This window comes from Faecalicatena sp. (assembly GCF_058819085.1).
Genome location: NZ_JBZUUL010000038.1, coordinates 39,264 through 60,075 on the forward strand (window position 1 = coordinate 39,264; position 20,812 = coordinate 60,075).

The following is a 20,812-nucleotide window of genomic DNA, read 5'->3' on the forward strand; positions in this document are numbered from 1 at the left end:
ACATAAATCTTAAAATAATAGAAAATAAATTTATTGGAGGTTTCATTATGAAAATCTGGGAGAATCATCAAATAGACGGCATCAACAGAATGCCTGCAAGAGCACACTTTTTAACATTCCCGACCAGGGAGAAGGCTCTTTTCAATGATAACAAATACACACATGCATTTAAGAACCTGAACGGAGTCTGGAAGTTCATGTTCCTAGACGCACCGGAATACAGTCCGGAGGGATTCTTTGCAAGTGACTTTGATACTGCCGAAATGGATGATATCACGGTTCCCGGAAACTGGCAGGTGCAGGGCTACGGCAAGATGCATTATTCTGACCTGTGGTATAATTTCCCGATCAACCCGCCGTATGTGCCGACAGAGAACCCCACAGGAATCTATAAACGCACCTTCTTTATAGAAGAGAGCTTTCGGGGAAAACAGATCATCTTAAGATTCTGCGGCGTGGATTCTGCATATCATCTCTGGGTAAACGGACGAGAGGCTGGTTACAGTAAGGCTGCCAGAAATGAATCTGAATTCGATATTACGGATCTTGTAAATGTCGGAGAAGAGAATGATGTGACCGTCCGTGTGTACCAGTGGTCAGACGGAACCTACCTGGAAGATCAGGATATGTGGTGGGAGAGCGGTATTTTCCGTGATGTAGAGCTGCTCGGTGTGCCGAAAGACGGAATCAACGATTTTAAGGTGACAGCAGACCTGGATGATGCATATGTGAACGGGCTTCTCAAGGTTGAGGCGTCGCTGCGTACAAAAGAGGCTGTTCAGGTGACATTTGAGTTATTTGATGCACAGGGAAAGACTGTGTTTACGGAAAAGAGGACGGCAGAGGATGGAAATGTCTGCGTAGAAACAGCTATAGAAAATGTGAATCACTGGAGTGCCGAGATCCCATATCTGTACAAGCTTCTCATGACAGTAGAAAAAGACGGGCAGATCATCGAAGTGATCCCTCAGAACGTGGGATTCAGAAATATCCGTCTGAACGGAGAGACCTTCCTTGTAAACGGTGTTGCAATCAAGTTTAAGGGAATGAACCGCCACGATTACAATCCGAGAAACGGCCGCGTAGTTGCAAGGGAGGAGATGGAAAAAGATATCATCCTGATGAAGCAGTTTAATGTAAATGCCATCCGTACCTGTCATTACCCGGACTCCTACTATCTGTATGACCTGTGTGATGAATATGGAATGTATTTGATCGATGAGGCGGATCTGGAGTGTCATGGATTCGAACTGACAGGGGATTACAAGTGGATCACAGATGATCCAACCTGGGAGACGGCATATGTTTCCAGAATGACACGCATGATCGAGCGCGATAAGAACCATCCGTCCATCATCATGTGGTCTCTGGGAAATGAATCTGCCTTTGGATGTAACTTCCGCAAAATGACAGAAGTGGCACATGAGATGGATTCCACCAGACTGGTTCATTATGAGGGAGACTTTGATGTAGAGTCAGCAGATGTATATTCCACCATGTATACCTGGCTGGAGAACCCGGAGAAACCCTTCCTTATGAAGGATATCATTGAAACATCCAGGAAGCCGCATATCCTCTGCGAGTACTGCCACGCTATGGGAAATGGACCTGGAAATTTAAAGGAATACCAGGATCTGTTCTACGCGCATGACAAGCTGCAGGGAGGCTTTATCTGGGAGTGGTTCGACCATGGGATCGAGTCTTATACAGAGGATGGGGAGAAATATTACCGTTACGGCGGAGATTTTGGGGATGACCCGAGCAACAAGGATTTCTGCATCGATGGAATGCTGATGCCTGACCGTACTCCGTCACCGGGGCTGTATGAATATAAAAAAGTGGTAGAGCCTGTGACAACGACAGCGGTAGACCTTGAGCAGGGAACCGTCAGTCTGCTGAGCCGTTATGATTTTGCAGACCTGAACCAGTTCCGTGTGGTTTACAGTATCATGGAAGATGATGTCATGATCCAGGGAGGAAGCATGGATCTGCCGTCTATCCCTGCAAGAACTGCAAAAGAGATAAGGCTGCCATATGATTTCAAAGCAATTGAGGCAAAACCGGGTGCAGAGTATTATCTGAACCTGTCCTATCAGCTGAAAGACCACACTGCATATGCTCCGGCAGGACATGAGCTGGCGACGGCACAGTTCCAGCTTCCGATCTGCAGAGAGGGAATCGAAGTGATCCCAAAGGGAAGTCTGAAAGTGACGAAGAAGCATACCACACTTCGTGCAGAAGGTGCGAATTTCCATGTTGATTTTGACCTGGTACGCGGAAATATTATCAGTGTCGTACGTGATGGAATGGAGGTCATGAGCAAAGGGCCGCGTCTGACACTTTGGAGGGCGCCGATCAGTAATGATATGGAGATCATCGATCAGCTGAAAAAGGTATATTTCCTGCATTTAGAGCATGAAGTTGTGACAGAGGTACAGTATCAGGAGGAAGATCATTTCCTGAAAGTACAGGTAGATACCATCAATAGTACGACCAACAGTGCATGGCATTTTAAGACCAGATACTCTTACGTTGTATGCCCGACAGGCGATGTCCTGATCAATGTGGAAGGGACACCGTCCGGCAGAGTTGATCTGGCACCGGAGATGTTCCCGAGGATCGGTGTGAGCATGCATCTGGACCAGACCATGGATCAGGTACGTTATTTTGGAATGGGACCGGGAGAGAATTATGCAGATTCCAGAGAAGCAGGCATGATGGGCGTCTATGAGAACACGGTGGACGGATTATTTACCAATTATGTCGTTCCGCAGGAAAACGGAAACCACATGGACTGCAGATGGGTATCTATGACAAACGACCGTGGTATGGGAATCGTGGCATCTACAGAGAACAGCTTCAATTTCAGTGCTTCCTGGTATGAAGACAAGGATCTGGATGATGCAAAGCATACTTGTGATCTGAAAAAACGTGATTATATCGTGCTTCATATCGACTATAAGCAGAATGCACTCGGAACATATTCCTGCGGACAGTGGCAGCTGGATAAATACCGTGCAAAGTTTGAACCGTTTAAGCTGTCATTCCGGATCACACCATTTAATAAGAAAGAAATTGCCGATAAGCATGTGGCACATGAGAGGATCCGTTTCGCAAAATAAGAGGAAGAAAAAAGGAGAGGTGTAAAGCTGCACCTCTCCTGATTGTATATCCGGGGAATTTATTTCCCCCAAAAAGTAACTGTTTACGACCATGAACAGTTACGCCGTAAGCCCGCAGCAAAATCTGCAGAATAAAGTCTGGCTTAAGCTTCTGCTGCGACTCGTTTCCACTTGCCGGTCCGGTATTCCAGAAAGGAAATCACATAATTGGCGGCCCAGCCCATAGGCACAGCATACCAGACCATGGCAATCCCGAACCGTGGGGCCATCGTGACTGCGATACAGACGCGCAGACCTAAGTTTACCAGATTTGCCACTGTAAACATCTTCATATCTCCGGCACCTCTGAGCACCCCGTCTGTGATCATTTTCAAACCGATCAATCCGAAGAACCATCCCATGAATTTTAAGTAGCTGATGCCTGTATTTACGGCAAGCTGCGAGCCTTCGCTGCCCAGGAACATCAGAACAATAGGACGATGGAAAAGTTCCAGTGAAAGACAGATCAAAACAGCAAAGACCGCAACGATCTTGTACGCGTCATGGTAACCCTGGCGTACTCTTTCAAACTGTCTGGCACCGATATTTTGTGCTGTATACGGAGAGATCGCATTTCCCATGGCAGCCATCGGCACAATGCAGAGACTTTCCACGCGCATGGCAGCGGAGAACCCGGCAAGCATTTCCGAACCAAAGCTGTTGACCACAGACTGGACTAACATCATTCCGATGGAGACCGTAGACTGCTGAAGGATGGATGGCAGGGCGATCTTCGTTATTGCTTTTAATTCCCGGACATCGAAGAGGGCAGTATGCTCCACAGGATAGGAGGAAAGCTCCCGTAAAAACAGGAGGAAGGAGGCAATCGCTGAGATCCCCTGTGCAATGAGCGTTGCCCATGCAACCCCGGCTACGCCGAGCTTTAAGGCGTATACCATGTAGACATCCAGCAAAATATTAAATACAGAAGAAAAGATCAGCAAATACAATGGGATCCGGGATTTTCCCAGAGCGTTGAACATGGCGGAGAGCACATTATACATAAATAAAAACGGCAGTCCGATAAAATAAATATCCAGGTATTCGGTTGCCTGTTCCAGTACATTTGCAGGGGTGTTCAAAAGCTGCATGATCTCACTGCCTTTCCAGAGACCGAAAGCGCCTAAAAGGACACTGAGTATCAAAAAGGAGATCAGTGCCGTATAAACGGAACGTTTCATTGCCGTATATTCACGGGAACCGAAGGCTCTACTTGTCACAACAGAAGCACCGATCCCGCCGCCGATGGCGACTGAGATAAATACATTGGTGAGTGAGTAAGAAGCCCCCACTGCGGCCAGTGCATTTTCACCGACAAACTGGCCGACGACCACAGAATCCGCCATCGTATAAAATTGCTGAAAAAGGTTCCCGATGATCATAGGGAATGCAAAAACGAGGAGCGCTCTAACAGGTTTTTGATTGATCAAATATTCTTTATCCATTCGAAATACACCTTTCTGAAGTTCACAGACATACTATATTGTGTATGATTTTTCCTCAAAAGATACAGAAGACTGTATCAAATATAAGTATTATACCATAAACTTTAAGCTCATGAAATCCCTCACTGACTGTTGTCAGGGACTCGTGGCTGATGAGTTCCCGGAGGCGCCGGTTTACTTCGAGGGGGCAATCGGGTATACTGGAAAAAGAGATCTAGTCTATAAGAAACAGGAAATAATACCGGAGAATCGAAGAATGAAGAAGATACTGATCATAGAAGATGATATGGATTTACAGGAAGGTCTGTCCTTTTCACTGGGGGCGGAAGGCTACACAATAGAGACGTCGGGAACAATCTGTCACGCCAGGCAGAAAATGTCCGAAACAATGTTTGACGGCGTGATCCTGGATTGTAATCTGCCGGATGGCAGCGGTTTTGATCTCAGTCAGGAGATCAGAAAGCAAAGCCTGATTCCGATTCTGATGCTGACGGCAAGAGATACGGAGCTGGATGAGGTCAAGGCGCTGGAACTGGGAGTCGATGATTTTATGTCCAAGCCATTTTCTGTCGCCGTACTAAAAGCAAGGCTGAAAAAGCTTTTATCCAGAGGGGAAGAGGAAACATTTTTAAATTCCAACGGCATCTGCCTGGATAAGAGGGAGTGCCGGGTCTTTCAGGATGGAAAAGAGATTTCTTTAAGTAAGATCGAGTATAAGCTTTTGTTATATTTTATGGAAAATAAGAATCAGGTATTGTCCAAGGAACAGATCCTGGAGCGGATCTGGGACAATGAGGGGCGGTTTGTGGATGATAATACAGTTTCTGTCAACATCAGGAGACTGCGGCAGAAGATAGAGGAGAATCCTGCAGAACCGGTTTACATTAAGACCGTGTACGGACTCGGATACCTCTGGAAGGAAACAGGAGTGATGAAAAGATGAACTGGATCGCAACAACAGTGGCAGCGCTGGTACTGGCAGCAGTCTGTGCGTCAGCCGCGTGGATCTTCTACAGGCAGAAGAGGCGATTGTACCGCTTAGTCACACAGATGCTGGATGAGCTTCTGGACGATAAAGCAGTGACCCTGACGGATCTGGAGGAAGGAGAGATATCTGCTCTGGCCGGGCGGGCAAAACGTCTTTCGGAAAAGCTGCAGTTTGAGATCAGCCAGGCAGAGCAGGAAAAGGAACAGGTGAAAAGCCTGATCTCAAATATGTCCCATCAATTAAAAACGCCTCTTGCCAACATTATGATGTATGAAGAAATTTTGACATCGGAAGGTTCAGATGGAACAGAGCTTTCACGCGAGGAGCAGAAGAAGTTTCTGAAAAAGATGCGGATTCAGTCGGAAAAGGTGAACTGGATCTTAAATTCTCTTTTTAGGATGGTAAAGCTGGAGCAGAACGTGATTCAGTTTGAGGCCGGACCGAATTTGATCAGGAAGACCATCCTGGATGCAGTGAACCTTATATATGAAAAAGCACAGGCAAAGGAGATCGAGATTGAAACAAAGTATTTCCCGGACTGCAGCCTTTTCCACAATCCAAAGTGGACTACAGAAGTATTTGCGAATCTGCTGGAGAATGCGGTCAAGTATACGCCCCGGGGCGGGAGGATCACGATCGGGATGAACCGCATGGAAATGTATACGGAAATCTGGATACAGGATACCGGCATAGGAATCGCACCGGAGGAACTGCCAGAGATCTTCCGGCGGTTTTACAGAAGCCCGGATGTGGAGAATCTGGAGGGCTCGGGGATCGGGCTGTATCTGTCGAAACTGATTTTGGAGAAGGAAAAAGGGTATATGAATGTGGCATCCCGAAAAGGGGAGGGGAGCAGCTTTTCTGTTTTCTTACAGAACTGCCGGGAGTGATTTCTGACAGTTTTGTAAGAATTTCTTTTTTATTTGTAGGGAGATTGTAAGAGGGCCTTGTTAAGATAACAGTGTGAAAAAGAAAAGGAGAGTGTGAATAATGAAGGTTTTAGAAGTACAGAATGTGGAAAAAACATACGGCTTTCGTGAAAACAAGGTCCATGCCCTTAAGGATGTAAGTTTTACTGTGGAGCTCGGAGAGTTTGCGGCGATCGTTGGCGCCAGCGGAAGTGGAAAAAGCACTCTGCTGAATCTGATCGGCGGCCTGGATGTGCCGACGAAGGGGAATGTCATCATCCGGAATCATGATGTTGCGAAGCTGAACCGGAAAGAGCTGACGATCTTCCGTCGGCGTAACATCGGGTTTGTGTTCCAGAACTACAGCCTGATGCCCGTTTTGAATGTATATGATAACGTGGCCCTTCCTGTCACATTCGACAAAGGAAAATACGTGGATCATGCTTATATCAAAGAACTGCTAAAGGAGCTGGGACTGTGGGAAAAGAGGAAAAGTTACCCAAACGAGCTCTCTGGCGGACAGCAGCAGAGAGTGGCTCTGGCGCGTGCCCTTGCCAACAAGCCGGCACTGATCCTGGCAGATGAGCCTACCGGGAATCTGGATTCCAGGACCACGATCGAGGTGATGGGGCTTTTAAAGGCAAGCAGTAAAAAGTATAACCAGACGATTCTGATGGTGACGCATAATGAAGCGATCGCACAGACCTGTGACCGGATCATCAGGATCGAGGATGGTATGCTTTACGACGGCGAGCGGGAGTTTTATGCAAAAGGCGGTGAATTACGATGAAAAACAGTATCCGTCTGGCATTTGCCTATGTGAAATATTATAAGAAGCAGACGCTGGCCCTTCTTCTGGGAGTCATCCTGTCGTCGTCTCTGCTCACAGGGATCGGTTCTCTGTTGGGAAGCGGAAGGTATGCCGCGCTGGAAAATGCAAAAGATAAATATGGGGACTGGCATTACAGTATAGGCCGTGATGATTCCTGGTATACCAAATATCAGAAAAATAAGACAGGAAAAGGGTATCAGGTCGAGCAGGACGGAAGCCTGACCATACGCAAGGTAATAGAAGAACCCTATCAGATCGAGATGGCATATGCAGATCAGGATTACCTGGACATGATGGGAAGAGAGCTGATAGAAGGGCACTATCCGAAGAAGAAAAATGAAGTGGCAATGGATGAGTTTACCTTAAGAAACCTGGAGATCCCGCAGGAGCTGGGAAGCAGTGTACAATTGGATGGGGAAAACTTTACCTTATGCGGAATTTTCAGCGATATGCCAAAGCTGAACACCATGCAGGTCTTTGTAAATCCGGAATTGGATTATGGAAAAAACGGGACATTTATTTATCTGAAATTTGAGGAGTCAAGAAAGCCGTACCAACAAATGAGTGCGTTTATAAAAGCCCTCGGAATCGATGAAAAGACATATGTGCACGGCAACACGTATGTGATCCGGTTTTTAGGCGGTGAATCAAGGGAGGGCTTGTTTCAGGTCATCAAGGTCGGAATCTCCATGAAGGAGGCGGGACTGCCCTATATATGGGCAAGCTTAAATGATGACTGGAACCTGACTGATAGAGTGATACTTGCGGCACTGGGGCTGTTTGGAGCCTTTATCATTTACAGTCTGTTTCAGGTCTCTGTCGTAAAAAGAATGTCTCAGTACAGTATGATGCAGGCCGTGGGCATGGAAGAGAAGAATACCTTCGGAGTGCTGATGTCAGAGCTTTTGATGATCTCGCTTATAGGTTATCCGATCGGATGTCTGGTGGGGAATGGTGCGGCAGCACTTCTATATCAAAGGAATGGACAGATATTTATTCCACCGGAAAGCTCTTATACTCACACAGGTACGGTAAGGGACACTTCCATGCCTGCCCTGCCTGCAGCGGACACATTTCATATATCAGGAGCTGTGATAGCGGGGGGAGCAGTCTGCCTTTTGTTCTTCATTGTTTTGACATCCGGTCTGCTGGTGAGAAGAATGAGAAAATTGACGACCAGGGAGCTGCTCACCAATGAGAACGCGAGACAGCGCAAAAGCAGGAAGATATATAGCAGAAGATCTGAAAATCTGACGGGGGTGCTGACGAAGAAATTTATGTTTGCCAGAAAGGGGGCATTCTTAGGAATCCTGATTTCCTTGTCCGCCGGAAGCCTTATATTCCTCGGAACCACCTATGTCACGGAAAATACAAAGATCCATAATGAATTGACATTCAAAGCAGACGATGGGCTGGGATCGGATATCCAGTTGTACGAGGAATCAGACAGTCTGACAGATACCATATCGCAGTCTGCGGTTAACCAGTTAAAAGAATTGAAAGAATTACAAACAGTAAGCCCGGTCAGCTATATGCTGGGAGAGATATCTCTTCCAGACGGTATTTTTAAATGGCCCGAATATTATGCGGAAACCGCCAATCAAAAAGACAATCAGCCAAATCCTGTGTTGATGGAAAAATATAATGGGGTGGCAGTTCAGACCGGGGAAGATGATTACCGTTTGAAAGTCAATATCTATGGGTATGATGATGAAATGCTCACAGCGCTTAATGACTATCTGTTAGAAGGAGAGATCCGGCCGGATGTGATGCGCAGGGAAAACAGCGTAATCTTCAAGACACTGATGGACGGGCAAGGGAATTATGATGGATTTGACCTGGCGGTTGGGGATCAGATTCTCTTAAAAACACCAGGAAATCCGTCTGTAAAGCCATATGCAGAGATAGAAAATCTGCCGGAGATCCTTCGGTTTCAGGCATCGGACGATCAGTATACAGAAAAAGGGTTTACAGTCGCGGCACTCACCAGCCGTCCGATGGGAAAGGTGGATACGTTTATCGGAGACGACGGCGATAACCAGGTGGATATTATCATGACGAATGAGCAGATGAAGGAAAACTTCGGGGTGGAAGGATATCAGACAGTCAGTATCAATCTGAAAGAGGGTGCCGATGCGGCAAAAGTATCCGGAGAGATACGGAAGATAGTTTCGGGAATCCCGAAGTGCATTGTGAAAGATTATACCCAGCAGATCAAGGTACAGAATCTTTATCTGCAGAGGAAAATGGTGTTCTTTTATGGGGTGGCTGCAATTATTTTCATCATCAGTCTTCTGCATATCATGAACAGTATGCAGTACCTTGTGGCAGCAAGAAAGCATGAATTCGGCATCCTTCGTGCCATGGGGATCACGGACGCTGGATTTCGCAGGATGCTGGTCAAGGAAGGCTTAAGATATGGAATCTATTCCAGCTTAGTGATGATTCTGGCGTATTTGGTTTTACAGAAGTTTTTATACTATTTTGTCACCCATATATTATTATATCTGCATCCCAACGGTACTCTGCCTTTATTACAGATTCTTGGGATGGCAGGGATTAATATACTGATCTGTATTGCAGCGGTTTTGATCTCCGGGCAGTCTGTATTAAGGCAGCAGATCATTGACGAGATTAGGGAATAAAGAGAAAGGCCCTTTGCCGGAGCCAGATGGAACGGTGTGGGGTCTTTTTATGAAAAATCCACTTTACATTCTGGAAGAACGCCTTATAATAGGAAAAGAATGAATGAGCAGGAGGCCGGATGGATGATAAAGTGGAGAGCAGACCAGCAGATGTCAGAGTCAATGATGCTGGCAGTATTCCTGACACTTGCAGGAGGATTTCAGGATGCCTATTCTTATAACTGCAGGGGAAAAGTATTTGCAAATGCCCAGACCGGGAATATCGTGCTTCTTGGACAGAACCTTGCCCAGGGAAATTTCCAGAATGCACTTCATTATGTGATGCCCCTGGCGGCATTTATCGGCGGGGTATATGTGACAGAGTGGGTACATCATTTATATAAAGAATCTGATAAACTGCACTGGCGGCAGATCGTTCTGATTGTGGAGACGGTTCTTTTAGTGATAGTTGGTCTGCTTCCTCATTCTATGGATATGCCTGCCAATGTGCTGATGTCTTTTGCGTGTGCCATGCAGGTGAACAGTTTCAGAAAGTTTAAGGGGATTCCCTGTGCCACGACGATGTGTATCGGAAATATGCGCAGTGCCACGGAAATGCTGTGCAGGTATCATATCACAAAGGATCCGGAGCTCAAAAGAAAAAGCATGCATTACTACTTTGTGATCCTGATTTTTGCAGTCGGGGCAGCAGTGGGGGCGCTCATGAGCATCCATATGGGACTGCGTGTCATTTGGATTGCGGCAGGGCTTCTGTTCGTGGGATTTGTGCTTATGTTTGTGAAAGAAGATCTATAAAAAATGCAGGCTGGAAAGGCATAGAGAGAAAGGGGATGTTTCATAGTGAAGCATTCCCTGTTTTCACTTGTATCGGGAGATTTTTTGTGTTAAATTAAATGCACCTGGAAGTGATGTCCGGGGCATTTCAAACATTCTTTAAATTTAATCATAATGAGATTACAGATTTCATTTCAAGGGTTGTTCACCCGTTTATTCAATGTTTGAAAATTGAAAGTAAGTATAGCGATAGATTGAAAGCAGGTGATGTCTATTGAGTGAATGGCACTTGTCGGTATGTTACGTGATATAGATTATGTGGTGTTTTGCGTGCTGTAATATGAGATTCAGTACATAAGAGTTTGTATGATCTGACAAGGAGAAAATTGCATATGGGTAAAAACAATGTTTATATGAAACAATGGCTTTCTAATAAGGAACGGTTTACGGATTTTGTAAATGGTTCATTGTTTGAGGGAAGAAGAATTTTCACAGCAGAGAATCTGCAAAAGGAAGATACGGAACAGGGACTGGTGATTCGAAAACCGAATGGGGAAGAAATCACAGTTCAGCGTTACAGAGATATCTGCATGACGGCAGCGGATGGGACAAGGGTGGTGGTATTGGCCTGTGAAAATCAGGAAGAAGTCCATTACGGAATGCCTGTCAGGGGGATGTTATATGATGCATTAAGTTATGTGGAACAGATAAATGGGATAAGAAAAGAACGCAGAAAATGCAAAGAACTGAAAAATTCTGCCGAGTTTCTTTCTGGGCTAAAGTGTACAGATCTGTTGTATCCGGTGGTAACTATCGTATTTTACTATGGTGAAAAGGAGTGGGATGGCAGTCAGGATCTGCATGGTCTGCTGGGGATAGGACGAGAAGAGTATAAAATGTTAAAAAAGTATGTGCCAAATTACAGGATTAACCTGATAGACCCAAGAAAATATAGTGACTTAACGTGTTTTCAAACAGATTTACAGATGGTATTCGGTATGCTAAAATATAGAAAAAGCAAAGAGAAATTACTGAAATATGTACAGGAGAATAAGGCATATTTCAGCCGGATAGATGAAGAGTCTTATCATGCACTAAGAGTGATGCTGGGGTCGGATCAGAGCCTGAAATCAGTAGAAGAAAAGTCAGGAGGAATCAATATGTGTAAAGCATTGGAGGATTTATATCAGGATGGAATCAACAAGGGGATTGAAGAAGGCATAGAAAAAGGGATGGCGGCTAAAACTGTGGCTATGATCAGGAAGAAATTAGGAAAAGGAATGGAACTTTCTGAAATAGCAGATGCTTTAGAACTGGAGCCTGCTTATGTTCAGAAGGTGGCAGATTTCTTGATGGAGGACGAAAAACGGACGGACTTAGATGTGGCAGAAATGGTGATTAGTCAATAGCAGGTTATTTAATACCAGAATGGATGCTGTTTGTTGGGCGAAAGTGAAGAAGAAACTTTCGCCCAATTGTTGTTTTTAACTGTTTCAGAGCATGATGCGCTTCGCTGCAAATACGCCTGGCATATCTGAATAGGAGCTGCTCTTCTGAAAATTGGCATTAAATGATCTGAATCTGATATTTCTCCAGCCAGTAATTGACCTGCAGCATATAGGCCAGCATCTGAGGGCCGGCCATTAACTGTCCGTACCATGGTTTGCCGTAATCTGATGGACTGTTCAGGAAAGCGTTGACTTTTCTGGTATCCAGAAGTGAACGGATGGGAGCGCCTGGATCAGACAGGACTTCTTTTAACTGGTCACCAAGCAGTTTTTCGTAGGCAGGGTCATAGGTCTTCGGATAAGGGCTTTTCTTTCGCCAAAGGATTTCTTTTGGCAGGAGTCCCTCTCCGGCATGGCGGAGGAGACCTTTGACGATTCCGTCAGGACACTTCATTTCCCAGGGGACATTGAAGAGATAATCCACGATCCGATAGTCGGCAAATGGGACTCGGGCTTCCAGTCCATTATACATACTGGTCCGGTCCATTCTGTCTACCAGAGTTACCATGAACCAGCGCAGGTTGAGATAGGCAATTTCCCGGCGGCGCTTTTCTTCCGGGGTATCTTCTGCAAGAAGCGGAGTTTCCCGGATCGTTTTTTCATAGGCGGCATGGGCATATTCCTCCATATGCAGTTCATGTACGAGATTGTCATCCAACAGTGCCTGCCGCGGCTCCATGCTTGCTGACCAGGGGAAGGCATCCGTTTCAAAAGCCTGCCTGCTGTGGAACCAGGGATATCCCCCGAAAATCTCATCGGCACACTCGCCGGTCAGTGTCACCTTGTTATGGCTGGTGACCTCGGAGCAGAAATACAGCATAGAAGATTCTACATCCGCCATACAGGGAAGATCCCTGGCGTCTACTGCCTTGAAGAGGCAGTCTAGTTGATCCTGATTGCTGCATTCCAGAAAACGGTGATTGGTACCGCAGTATTCTACCATCTGTTCGACGAAGGGGCGGTCCTGGCTTGGCTGGAAGGAGTTGGATTTGAAGTACTTGTTATTTCCTACGAAATCAAAGGAAAAGGTATCTAGTGTCTTCCCCTGTTTCTTTAATTCTTTTGCGCAGATAGCTGTTACCAGACTGCTGTCCACACCGCCGGATAGAAAGGTGCTGATTGGCAGGTCAGAAAGCATCTGTTTTTTCACTGCATCCTCCACAAGCCAGGCGGTCTTTTCGATGGTTTCCTTCATACTGTCTTCATGAGGGCGGCTCTCCAGCTGCCAGTAAAATTCTTCACTGCAGGAGGTCCGGTCGAAGGTAATACATTGTCCCGGCAGGAGTTCAAGGATATCCTTGAAGACACCCTTTCCATAAGATTTTGCGGGACCGAGAGCAAAAATTTCGCACAGACCGTTTTGGTCCAGGACAGGCTTGATACCAGGATATGCAAACAGGCCTTTTATTTCAGAAGCAAAGACTAGTGTTTCGCCGATCATTGTATAAAACAAGGGCTTGATGCCCAGACGGTCGCGGAACAGGAAAAGCTCCTCGGATGCAGAATCCCATAAGGCAAATGCAAAGATTCCATTCAGCTTTTTGATATAGTCCTTCCCATGCAGCATGTAGCCTGCCAGGACCACCTCCGTATCACTTGTTGTATGGAAGCAGACACCTTCCAGCATCAGCTGCGCTTTTAATTCCTCCATATTGTAAATCTCACCGTTAAAAACAATGGCACATTCGCGTCCTTGTTCCTGCCTTACAAGAGGCTGGTGGCCGGTCACCAGATCAATGACCTCCAGACGGACATGAGCCAGGCCGCAGATGGGGCTTAAGTAAGTCCCGTCATCATCCGGTCCCCGCCGTTTCTGGGCAGCATTCATTCGTTTCAGCACATGCTGCCATTTTGGTTCTTCCGTTTTGTAATCCACATACGGATTAAAAAATCCTGCAATTCCACACATTTTTAAGTCTCCTTTTACATACATTAGAATGCGGCGAAGCCGCAGGCCCTTAAGTTACTGAATGACAGGCTGATACTGGTGCCCTTCTAAAGCGGCTTCAATGGAAGGAATCAAAAGCTCCGTATGCGCGATCATAGAATTGGGCTTCTTTTTGGGATTATCCTGCCCAAAGGGGATGAAGTACACATTTTTAGCATTCATCAGAAGACCGATGTTTCTCATGTTCATGCCAAGCGCGTCATTTGTGGAAATGGAAATCAGCAGAGGTTTATTATTCCGCAGATGAGCTTTGGCGGCCATTAAAACGGGGGTGTCGGTGATCCCGTTTGCAAGTTTCGCCAGGGTATTTCCGGTGCAGGGAAACAGAACAAGGATATCCAGCAGGCTGCCGGGGCCGATGGGTTCAGCCTGAGGAATGGTCAGCATCGGTTTTACCCCTGTGATTTCCTCCGCTCTTTCAATGAAGGACTGTGATTTTCCGAAACGGCTGTCAAAACTGCAGGCGGAATCGGAAAAAATGGTCTGTACAAGGGCCTCTTCATCGACCAGTTTCTGTAGTTCTTGAAATGCTTTATCAAAGGTACAGAAGGAGCCGGTAAAGGCTACTCCGATGGTTTTTCCTTTTAAAGACAATTGGATTCACTCCTTATGGATGATATTATTTTTTTCAATGACTTCTTTGACTGCCTTAGCCGAAGAGGCCGGGGCGTATTTGCCGGGAAGACCGGGACAAAGGACTGCATTGAGGCCAAGATGACGTGCCCCGGCAAAATCCACACCTCCGGGAGCAGAGGCAATATCAATAATCGTGACGGACGGTTTCATCTGCGCCAGGATCTCAGCAGTTACTACTTTATCTGGGATGGTATTGAATACAAAATCAAATTCTCCGGCACGCCCTGCAAAATCATCGAGTCCGCCCGCATCATCGGTAAATGTTTTGGCAAGAGCGCACTGTTCGGGATGATAGGAGCATGCATATACATAGCAGAACATTCCCTTTAGATACTGGATCAGCGTGCGGCCGCATTTTCCGTAACCCAGTACGGCACACCGGCTGTGATGCAGATTTTGAGGGCTTCTCTGGATCGCTTCACAGATGGCGCCCTCCGCAGTGGCAAGTGTATTGTAGACAGAAAGACAGCTGTCCTTCATCAGATCGTAGACGAAGGCACCACTTTCCTGTGCTGTATTTTTGAAATCCGCAGGGATACAGCCGGCAAAAAATGACTGGCCTGTTGTTAGGAGGTCCAGCAGGGAAGAAAGGGGAACGTCCTGATCCAGCACGTTTTGATTCAGGTGGACACCATTTTTGCTAAAAGGAATCGGGCAGACGATACAGTGTGAGGAAGTTACGGCCTCATTAAGAGAGGCAGCAGCTGTGACGAAAGCAGCGTCAGAGTATCTGCGTTCATCTGGCGTGTCCATGAGGGCATAGTAAACAACGCGGTTCTGATGGTGTGCCAGCTCTTCGGTCAGATAAACCTGCCGCATATCTCCGCCGATGACCGCGTAATCGTTTTGTGGATATTCCATTATGAAACTCCTGACAAAATACAATTTTATTTATTATATGCAAATAGAAAAAAGTGTGCTATTTTCATTTCATGGATGGAAAATCACACATTGTTCAGTTATAATAGAGGAAAATGAAAATGAACGAGTATAGAAAGTGAGGAAGACAGATGAAACAGGACATGATTGTTATTCTGGACCTGGGAAGTACAAATAACACAGTGCTTGCCCGCCAAATCCGCAGCCTCGGCGTATACAGCGAGATTCACCCGCATGATATCACTGTGGAAGAGTTAAAAGCATTAGAGAATGTAAAGGGAATTATTTTAAATGGTGGAGAGAATCGTGTAGTGGACGGACAGGCAGTCGAAGTGAATCCTGCATTGTATGATTGTGGGTATCCGATGATTTCTGTAGACTATCCGGGCTCTAAGTGTGAGAAGCAGTACAGCGAACTACCGGATGATGAGACGTTAAAGGCTTTTGTATTTGACCAGTGTAAGGCAGAAGCAAACTGGAATATGAAAAACTTTATTGAGGACCAGGTGGAACTGATTAAACGTCAGGTAGGAGACCGCAAGGTTCTGCTTGCGCTTTCCGGCGGAGTAGATTCTTCTGTAGTTGCAGCACTTTTATTAAAAGCAATCGGACAGCAGCTGGTATGCGTACACGTAAACCATGGCCTGATGCGTAAAAATGAATCCGAGAGTGTCGTGGAGGTGTTTAAGAACCAGCTTCACGCGAACCTGGTTTATGTGGATGCGACAGAGCGCTTCCTTGGTAAGCTTGCAGGTGTTGCAGATCCGGAGGAGAAACGTAAGATTATCGGCGGTGAATTCATCCGTGTATTCGAGGAAGAAGCACGTAAGCTGGATGGAATTGACTTCCTGGGACAGGGAACTATTTATCCGGATATTATCGAGAGCGGAACGAAGACTGCTAAGATGGTAAAATCCCACCACAACGTAGGCGGTCTGCCGGAGGATTTACAGTTTGAATTAGTAGAGCCGTTAAAGCAGTTATTCAAGGATGAAGTTCGTGCATGCGGAATCGAGCTTGGTCTGCCGCCGCACATGGTATACCGCCAGCCGTTTCCGGGACCGGGACTGGGAGTACGCTGTCTGGGTGCGATCACACGCGATCGCCTGGAGGCAGTAAGAGAGTCCGATGCGATCTTAAGAGAAGAGTTTGAAAAGGCCGGACTGGATAAAAAGGTATGGCAGTACTTTACTGTTGTGCCGGATTTCAAATCCGTGGGAATGAAGAATCATGAGAGATGCTTCGAGTATATGGTGATCGTAAGAGCGATCAATACCATCGATGCAATGACAGCGTCCATCGAAAAGGTGGACTGGGAAGTACTGGAGAAGATCACGGAAAGAATATTGGCGGAGGTTGAGAACGTGAACCGCGTATGCTATGATATGTCTCCGAAGCCGCCGGCAACGATAGAATTTGAGTGATGAAATGACTTTGAAAAGTTCAGTATTTATACGGGTTGCAAGCATATTTGCTTAGTGGCTGGTAACGATTTGGCAACATTTGGCTCTATATTCAAAGAATAATATTTCAATAACATAGAGAAACCTTACTGATTTTCAGAAATGAAGTTGAAAATCGGTAAGGTTTTTTGTGCTATTAAAGGAAAGTTCTCCGATTAGAGAACCCTTGCATGAAAAATGCCCGCTTCTGACGGGCATAATGATATAGACGGTGGTTAAAAAAGGTCAATATAGAATCCTTCTTCAAATTCATCATCGTCAAGATCATCATCTTCTGTTAAGAAGTAGTGCATATCCAATAAATCGGAGTGAGTCATATTTCTGACCAGTTTAGGTGTCATTCCTTCTGGTGGGTTTTTGATATATTTTTGCCTGAGTTCATTAATGTATGTTTGATCCATGAGCGGTATCCTTCTATCTGCGATGAATACAGCATGAAACAGATAGGAAGGTTATAATATTGGCATTAAGGATAAATAGGAATAATAGTGTAAAAAAGCTATTTTAATTATTTGTTTAAGAAATTAGAAAACAAAAGAATGCTGTTCGTGCTATTTATTATTGTTATATATGAAACAAAATTCGCAAATAGCGAATTTTGTTCTTGACAGCAAATAAAAGATTTGGTATTGTATAGATACAGCTAAACAATATGTCATACATATTGAGGTCAAAATCCCATAAAATGGAGTGCGTCTGCACTTGAGGAGTACCAATTGAGTACTCTATCGTTAGGGGCCGGCATGGTACGTAAAGACCCGTGGCACGCTCGCACCGAACGCATCGCCGAGCTCGGGAAGCTCGGCGATGCGCAATGAATTAGATAGGCTGTTCTGTATGCACCATTCTCCTTTCGGGATGGAGGTTAGAAACTATATTACTAACTTCTAAAGGAGATGATTTAATGAAAAAGAAGCTGTTCGTGCAGAATGTTCAGGTAGCGCCTCGTAAACCTAACAAAAAATCTGAAAAGAAGTGGAAAAGGCTGAGAGGAAAAATTTTCAAATTGACCTTTCGTGGTATTGAAGCTTTGTGGATGCTTACGCAGATTGTACAGTATCTATTGCAGATTTTTAAGTAAGAGGAAGGCTACAGAAAGGTCTATCTAATTTTGAGTAATAGTCATTAGACTTAACATATATATTTTGAAGAAAGGGGAAAGAAGATGATAGGTGATGTTTTAAAAAGAACAAGGGCAATTTATGGTTACAAGGCATCTGAAATGAGTGAAATGTTGCAAATATCTAAGAGCTACCTTTCTGAAATTGAAAATAACAAAAAACAACCGTCATTAGATATCCTAAAGAAATATTCTGAAATATATGGGATGAAACTTTCCTCGTTGATATTGTTATCTGAAGAATATGATGAAACTAATAAAGGAAAGAAAAACGATGTTTTTATTAAAAATATGATGACTCATTTGATTGAGAAAATGACACCTAACATGGAGAAACAATGAGAAAAGAAACCAAGAGATATAATATCACGCAAAGTGCTTTATATAAATGCAGGAGTCCTAAAAAGATAAAAACATTGTTGAGACTAGAGGATACAGAATATAAAAAAATAGCAGAAATCGTAGGTTATCATGAGTTTCAAATTGATAAAAAGGATGGAATAGAAAAAAGAAACATAACAGCGCCTAATAGAAGAATAAAGCAGATACAAAGCCGAGTGCTAGAACTGATCCAAAAGGTTGAAAGGCCACAATGGTTGATTTCTGGAGAGAAAGGGAAGTGTTATATTGATAATGGGAAAGCACATATTTCATCAAACTATTTTTTAACTATTGACATCAAAAAGTTCTATGATAATTGTAAAAGAGAATACGTTTATCAATTCTTTAAGAACAAATTACAAATGAGTGGTGATATTGCAGGGATTTGTACAGATATAGTTACTTTCAATCAAGGCATACCAACAGGGTGTCCAACAAGTCAATTGATAGCATATTACGCATACGAGCAAATGTTTGATGAAATTTACCGTTTGGCAGTGGAGTATGGTTGCGTATTTACATTATATGTTGATGATATGACGTTTTCTTCTATTAAAGCATTCGATGTTAATAAATTAGTAAAAGAGATTGATTTAAAATTAAGAAAATATGGACATAAGCCTAAATATAAAAAAGTCAAATACTATTCACATGGCAAACCGGTTCCTATAACGGGAACTATAATTAATGCGAAACATGAAATAAAAGTACCAAATAGTTTGCAGCAAAAAGTATTTGAGGGATTTCAAGAGGTAAAAAAATTACAAGGACAAGAATTAAGTGGGAATGACCAAAAGAAATTGGATAGATTAAAAGGTCAAATACAGGCATCAAGAAATATAGAAACTGATAAATTCCCTGAAATTAAGAGGCTAGTTAATCAAATATAATATTGTGTAACAAATGATTTACATATACAATTTTATATGGAGATAATCTATTAGGTTTTGAGAATTACTTTGTGTGAGTGCTGTCAATTATATTCAAAGATAAAATGATGGTGAGGGTAGTGCATGAATTATGAGATTAAGGAATGTATTTGTTGTTGGTATGATTTGTTAGGCTTTGGTTCGCCATTTGTCGAATCAAGTTGGGATTTGGAGAATTCAAGATGTGAAATTAACGTACATCGTATTACGGAGATTAAAGATAGATTTTATGGGGTTTCTGCCTTAGGACTAGGAAAAAGCTTTATTCTAAATGATGGTGTTATAAATACGATGGATATAATGAAGACAGAATCCGACACATTGTTTACGGTTCGAAAGTTTCTAGGCGGATTAATCAACGATTTCTCTAAAATTAATGCTATTGAAAAAGAGCAGGGATTACCTGGAATTCGAGGGGTAATAACATGTGGTCAACGATATGATTACATAGATAGCGATTATATGTATATGCCATCGACAGGAGAAATTATAACCTATTACCCAAAAGAATTTCAGATGAATACAGCTTTTTCCAAAGCTTATATCATGGAGGGATCAGGAAGTGTATATGGGATTTCAGGTTCATTTCTCTATATAGATAAAATTGTTTTTAGTAAAATAAAATGGTTGCTTGATTTAACAAAGGATTATACGGTATTACATGTAGAGGAAATAGCTAATAATGATAGTTATACATTTAATTTGTGTTTGCCAGATAATAAAGTGTTCTTTGGTATGAGGTTTGATGCAATGCCAGTACACTATGATAACAAAGGGATAAAAACTGATTTATATCGTTTGAAACATTATGTATGCTGTATCTTTGCTCCTCAAGGAGCGTACCTCAACTAAGTTCTGCGTGGCAATATATTGGCAACAGAAAATTAGTAAGGCAGAATAATTGATGTAATTGAAGTAAAAACAGGTGTGTATTTGCATGAAACTTAAACAAATATGGTTAAAGACAACAAAGGACACGCCGAGTTTGAGTGAGTCTGTGGGTTGAAAATACATGGACATAAGGGACTTCTCCTTTGATTTTGATTGTACACCTTAATTTTAACAAACTTGAAGTCCTTTTTGTGTACAATTTTTTCTTTACCTGTCAGGTGAAAGCAGAAAGTATTAAAAATACGGTAACCATGCGGTGTTAGCCACAGTGAAATGAATTATTATGAATAATTCAGGTTTAGTT

Annotated in this window: 17 protein-coding genes; 12 read left to right on the forward strand and 5 right to left on the reverse strand. The window is 43.9% G+C overall.

Annotation, left to right across the window (positions count from 1 at the left end; translation table 11 throughout):
• The first annotated feature begins 47 nt into the window (after nucleotides 1–47).
• Entirely contained in the window at nucleotides 48–3,122 is a 3,075-nt protein-coding gene (gene ebgA / locus AC4OGX_RS17670) for a beta-galactosidase subunit alpha (RefSeq protein ID WP_493331985.1), read from the forward strand.
• 143 nt (nucleotides 3,123–3,265) lie between these two features.
• On the opposite strand, the gene AC4OGX_RS17675 is transcribed toward ebgA, so the two are convergent.
• Nucleotides 3,266–4,606, reverse strand: a complete 1,341-nt coding sequence (locus AC4OGX_RS17675) for an MATE family efflux transporter (RefSeq protein ID WP_493331986.1) — start codon at nucleotides 4,604–4,606, stop codon at nucleotides 3,266–3,268.
• Nucleotides 4,607–4,862: 256 nt separating this feature from the next.
• Between AC4OGX_RS17675 and AC4OGX_RS17680 the strand changes: the two genes are divergently transcribed.
• The 6 genes from AC4OGX_RS17680 (at nucleotide 4,863) to AC4OGX_RS17705 (ending at nucleotide 12,162) form a co-directional block, all read left to right on the forward strand.
• Nucleotides 4,863–5,549 carry a response regulator transcription factor gene (locus tag AC4OGX_RS17680; protein WP_493331987.1) on the forward strand — a complete coding sequence of 229 codons (687 nt, stop codon included), beginning with the start codon at nucleotides 4,863–4,865 and terminating at the stop codon, nucleotides 5,547–5,549.
• Nucleotides 5,546–6,484, forward strand: coding sequence for a sensor histidine kinase (locus tag AC4OGX_RS17685; protein WP_493331988.1), 939 nt, complete (start codon nucleotides 5,546–5,548; stop codon nucleotides 6,482–6,484). Before AC4OGX_RS17680 ends, AC4OGX_RS17685 begins: the two co-directional genes overlap by 4 nt.
• A 100-nt stretch (nucleotides 6,485–6,584) precedes the next feature.
• Nucleotides 6,585–7,292: an ABC transporter ATP-binding protein gene (locus tag AC4OGX_RS17690; protein WP_493331989.1), complete on the forward strand. Its 708-nt coding sequence runs from the start codon at nucleotides 6,585–6,587 to the stop codon at nucleotides 7,290–7,292.
• Nucleotides 7,289–9,979 (forward strand): ABC transporter permease, encoded by a 2,691-nt coding sequence (locus AC4OGX_RS17695; protein WP_493331990.1) that lies wholly within the window; start codon nucleotides 7,289–7,291, stop codon nucleotides 9,977–9,979. Before AC4OGX_RS17690 ends, AC4OGX_RS17695 begins: the two co-directional genes overlap by 4 nt.
• Nucleotides 9,980–10,102: 123 nt before the next feature.
• Nucleotides 10,103–10,774 carry a YoaK family protein gene (locus AC4OGX_RS17700; protein ID WP_493331991.1) on the forward strand — a complete coding sequence of 224 codons (672 nt, stop codon included), beginning with the start codon at nucleotides 10,103–10,105 and terminating at the stop codon, nucleotides 10,772–10,774.
• Between the two features lie 371 nt (nucleotides 10,775–11,145).
• On the forward strand, nucleotides 11,146–12,162 hold the full coding sequence (locus AC4OGX_RS17705) for an Rpn family recombination-promoting nuclease/putative transposase (protein WP_493331992.1): 1,017 nt from the start codon (nucleotides 11,146–11,148) through the stop codon (nucleotides 12,160–12,162).
• A 157-nt stretch (nucleotides 12,163–12,319) separates the two neighbouring features.
• Here the strand turns inward: AC4OGX_RS17705 and asnB are convergent, their stop codons facing one another.
• Genes asnB through AC4OGX_RS17720 form a run of 3 tightly spaced genes read right to left on the reverse strand, consistent with a single transcriptional unit; the run spans nucleotide 12,320 to nucleotide 15,706 of the window.
• Nucleotides 12,320–14,170 carry an asparagine synthase (glutamine-hydrolyzing) gene (gene asnB, locus AC4OGX_RS17710; protein WP_493331993.1) on the reverse strand — a complete coding sequence of 617 codons (1,851 nt, stop codon included), beginning with the start codon at nucleotides 14,168–14,170 and terminating at the stop codon, nucleotides 12,320–12,322.
• A gap of 54 nt (nucleotides 14,171–14,224) precedes the next feature.
• The gene (locus AC4OGX_RS17715; protein ID WP_493331994.1) at nucleotides 14,225–14,803 is read right to left on the reverse strand and encodes a dipicolinate synthase subunit B; all 579 of its coding nucleotides are present in this window, start codon (nucleotides 14,801–14,803) and stop codon (nucleotides 14,225–14,227) included.
• A 6-nt stretch (nucleotides 14,804–14,809) separates the two neighbouring features.
• A complete protein-coding gene (locus tag AC4OGX_RS17720; protein ID WP_493331995.1) occupies nucleotides 14,810–15,706 on the reverse strand; it encodes a dipicolinate synthase subunit DpsA in 897 nt (298 codons plus the stop codon).
• Between the two features lie 149 nt (nucleotides 15,707–15,855).
• On the opposite strand from AC4OGX_RS17720, the gene guaA reads away from it, so the two are divergent.
• The gene (guaA, locus tag AC4OGX_RS17725; RefSeq protein ID WP_493331996.1) at nucleotides 15,856–17,148 is read left to right on the forward strand and encodes a glutamine-hydrolyzing GMP synthase; all 1,293 of its coding nucleotides are present in this window, start codon (nucleotides 15,856–15,858) and stop codon (nucleotides 17,146–17,148) included.
• A gap of 254 nt (nucleotides 17,149–17,402) precedes the next feature.
• Here guaA and AC4OGX_RS17730 read toward each other — a convergent pair whose 3' ends face one another.
• On the reverse strand, nucleotides 17,403–17,588 hold the full coding sequence (locus AC4OGX_RS17730; RefSeq protein ID WP_493331997.1) for a hypothetical protein: 186 nt from the start codon (nucleotides 17,586–17,588) through the stop codon (nucleotides 17,403–17,405).
• Nucleotides 17,589–18,091: 503 nt separating this feature from the next.
• Between AC4OGX_RS17730 and AC4OGX_RS17735 the strand changes: the two genes are divergently transcribed.
• The 4 genes from AC4OGX_RS17735 (at nucleotide 18,092) to AC4OGX_RS17750 (ending at nucleotide 20,469) form a co-directional block, all read left to right on the forward strand.
• Complete coding sequence (locus tag AC4OGX_RS17735) at nucleotides 18,092–18,268, forward strand: hypothetical protein (protein ID WP_493331998.1); 177 nt, start codon at nucleotides 18,092–18,094, stop codon at nucleotides 18,266–18,268.
• Nucleotides 18,269–18,352: 84 nt separating this feature from the next.
• Nucleotides 18,353–18,649 carry a helix-turn-helix domain-containing protein gene (locus AC4OGX_RS17740; protein WP_493331999.1) on the forward strand — a complete coding sequence of 99 codons (297 nt, stop codon included), beginning with the start codon at nucleotides 18,353–18,355 and terminating at the stop codon, nucleotides 18,647–18,649.
• The gene (locus tag AC4OGX_RS17745; protein WP_493332000.1) at nucleotides 18,646–19,578 is read left to right on the forward strand and encodes a reverse transcriptase family protein; all 933 of its coding nucleotides are present in this window, start codon (nucleotides 18,646–18,648) and stop codon (nucleotides 19,576–19,578) included. Before AC4OGX_RS17740 ends, AC4OGX_RS17745 begins: the two co-directional genes overlap by 4 nt.
• Before the next feature lie 123 nt (nucleotides 19,579–19,701).
• Nucleotides 19,702–20,469, forward strand: a complete 768-nt coding sequence (locus AC4OGX_RS17750) for a hypothetical protein (protein ID WP_493332001.1) — start codon at nucleotides 19,702–19,704, stop codon at nucleotides 20,467–20,469.
• Nucleotides 20,470–20,812: the final 343 nt, after the last annotated feature.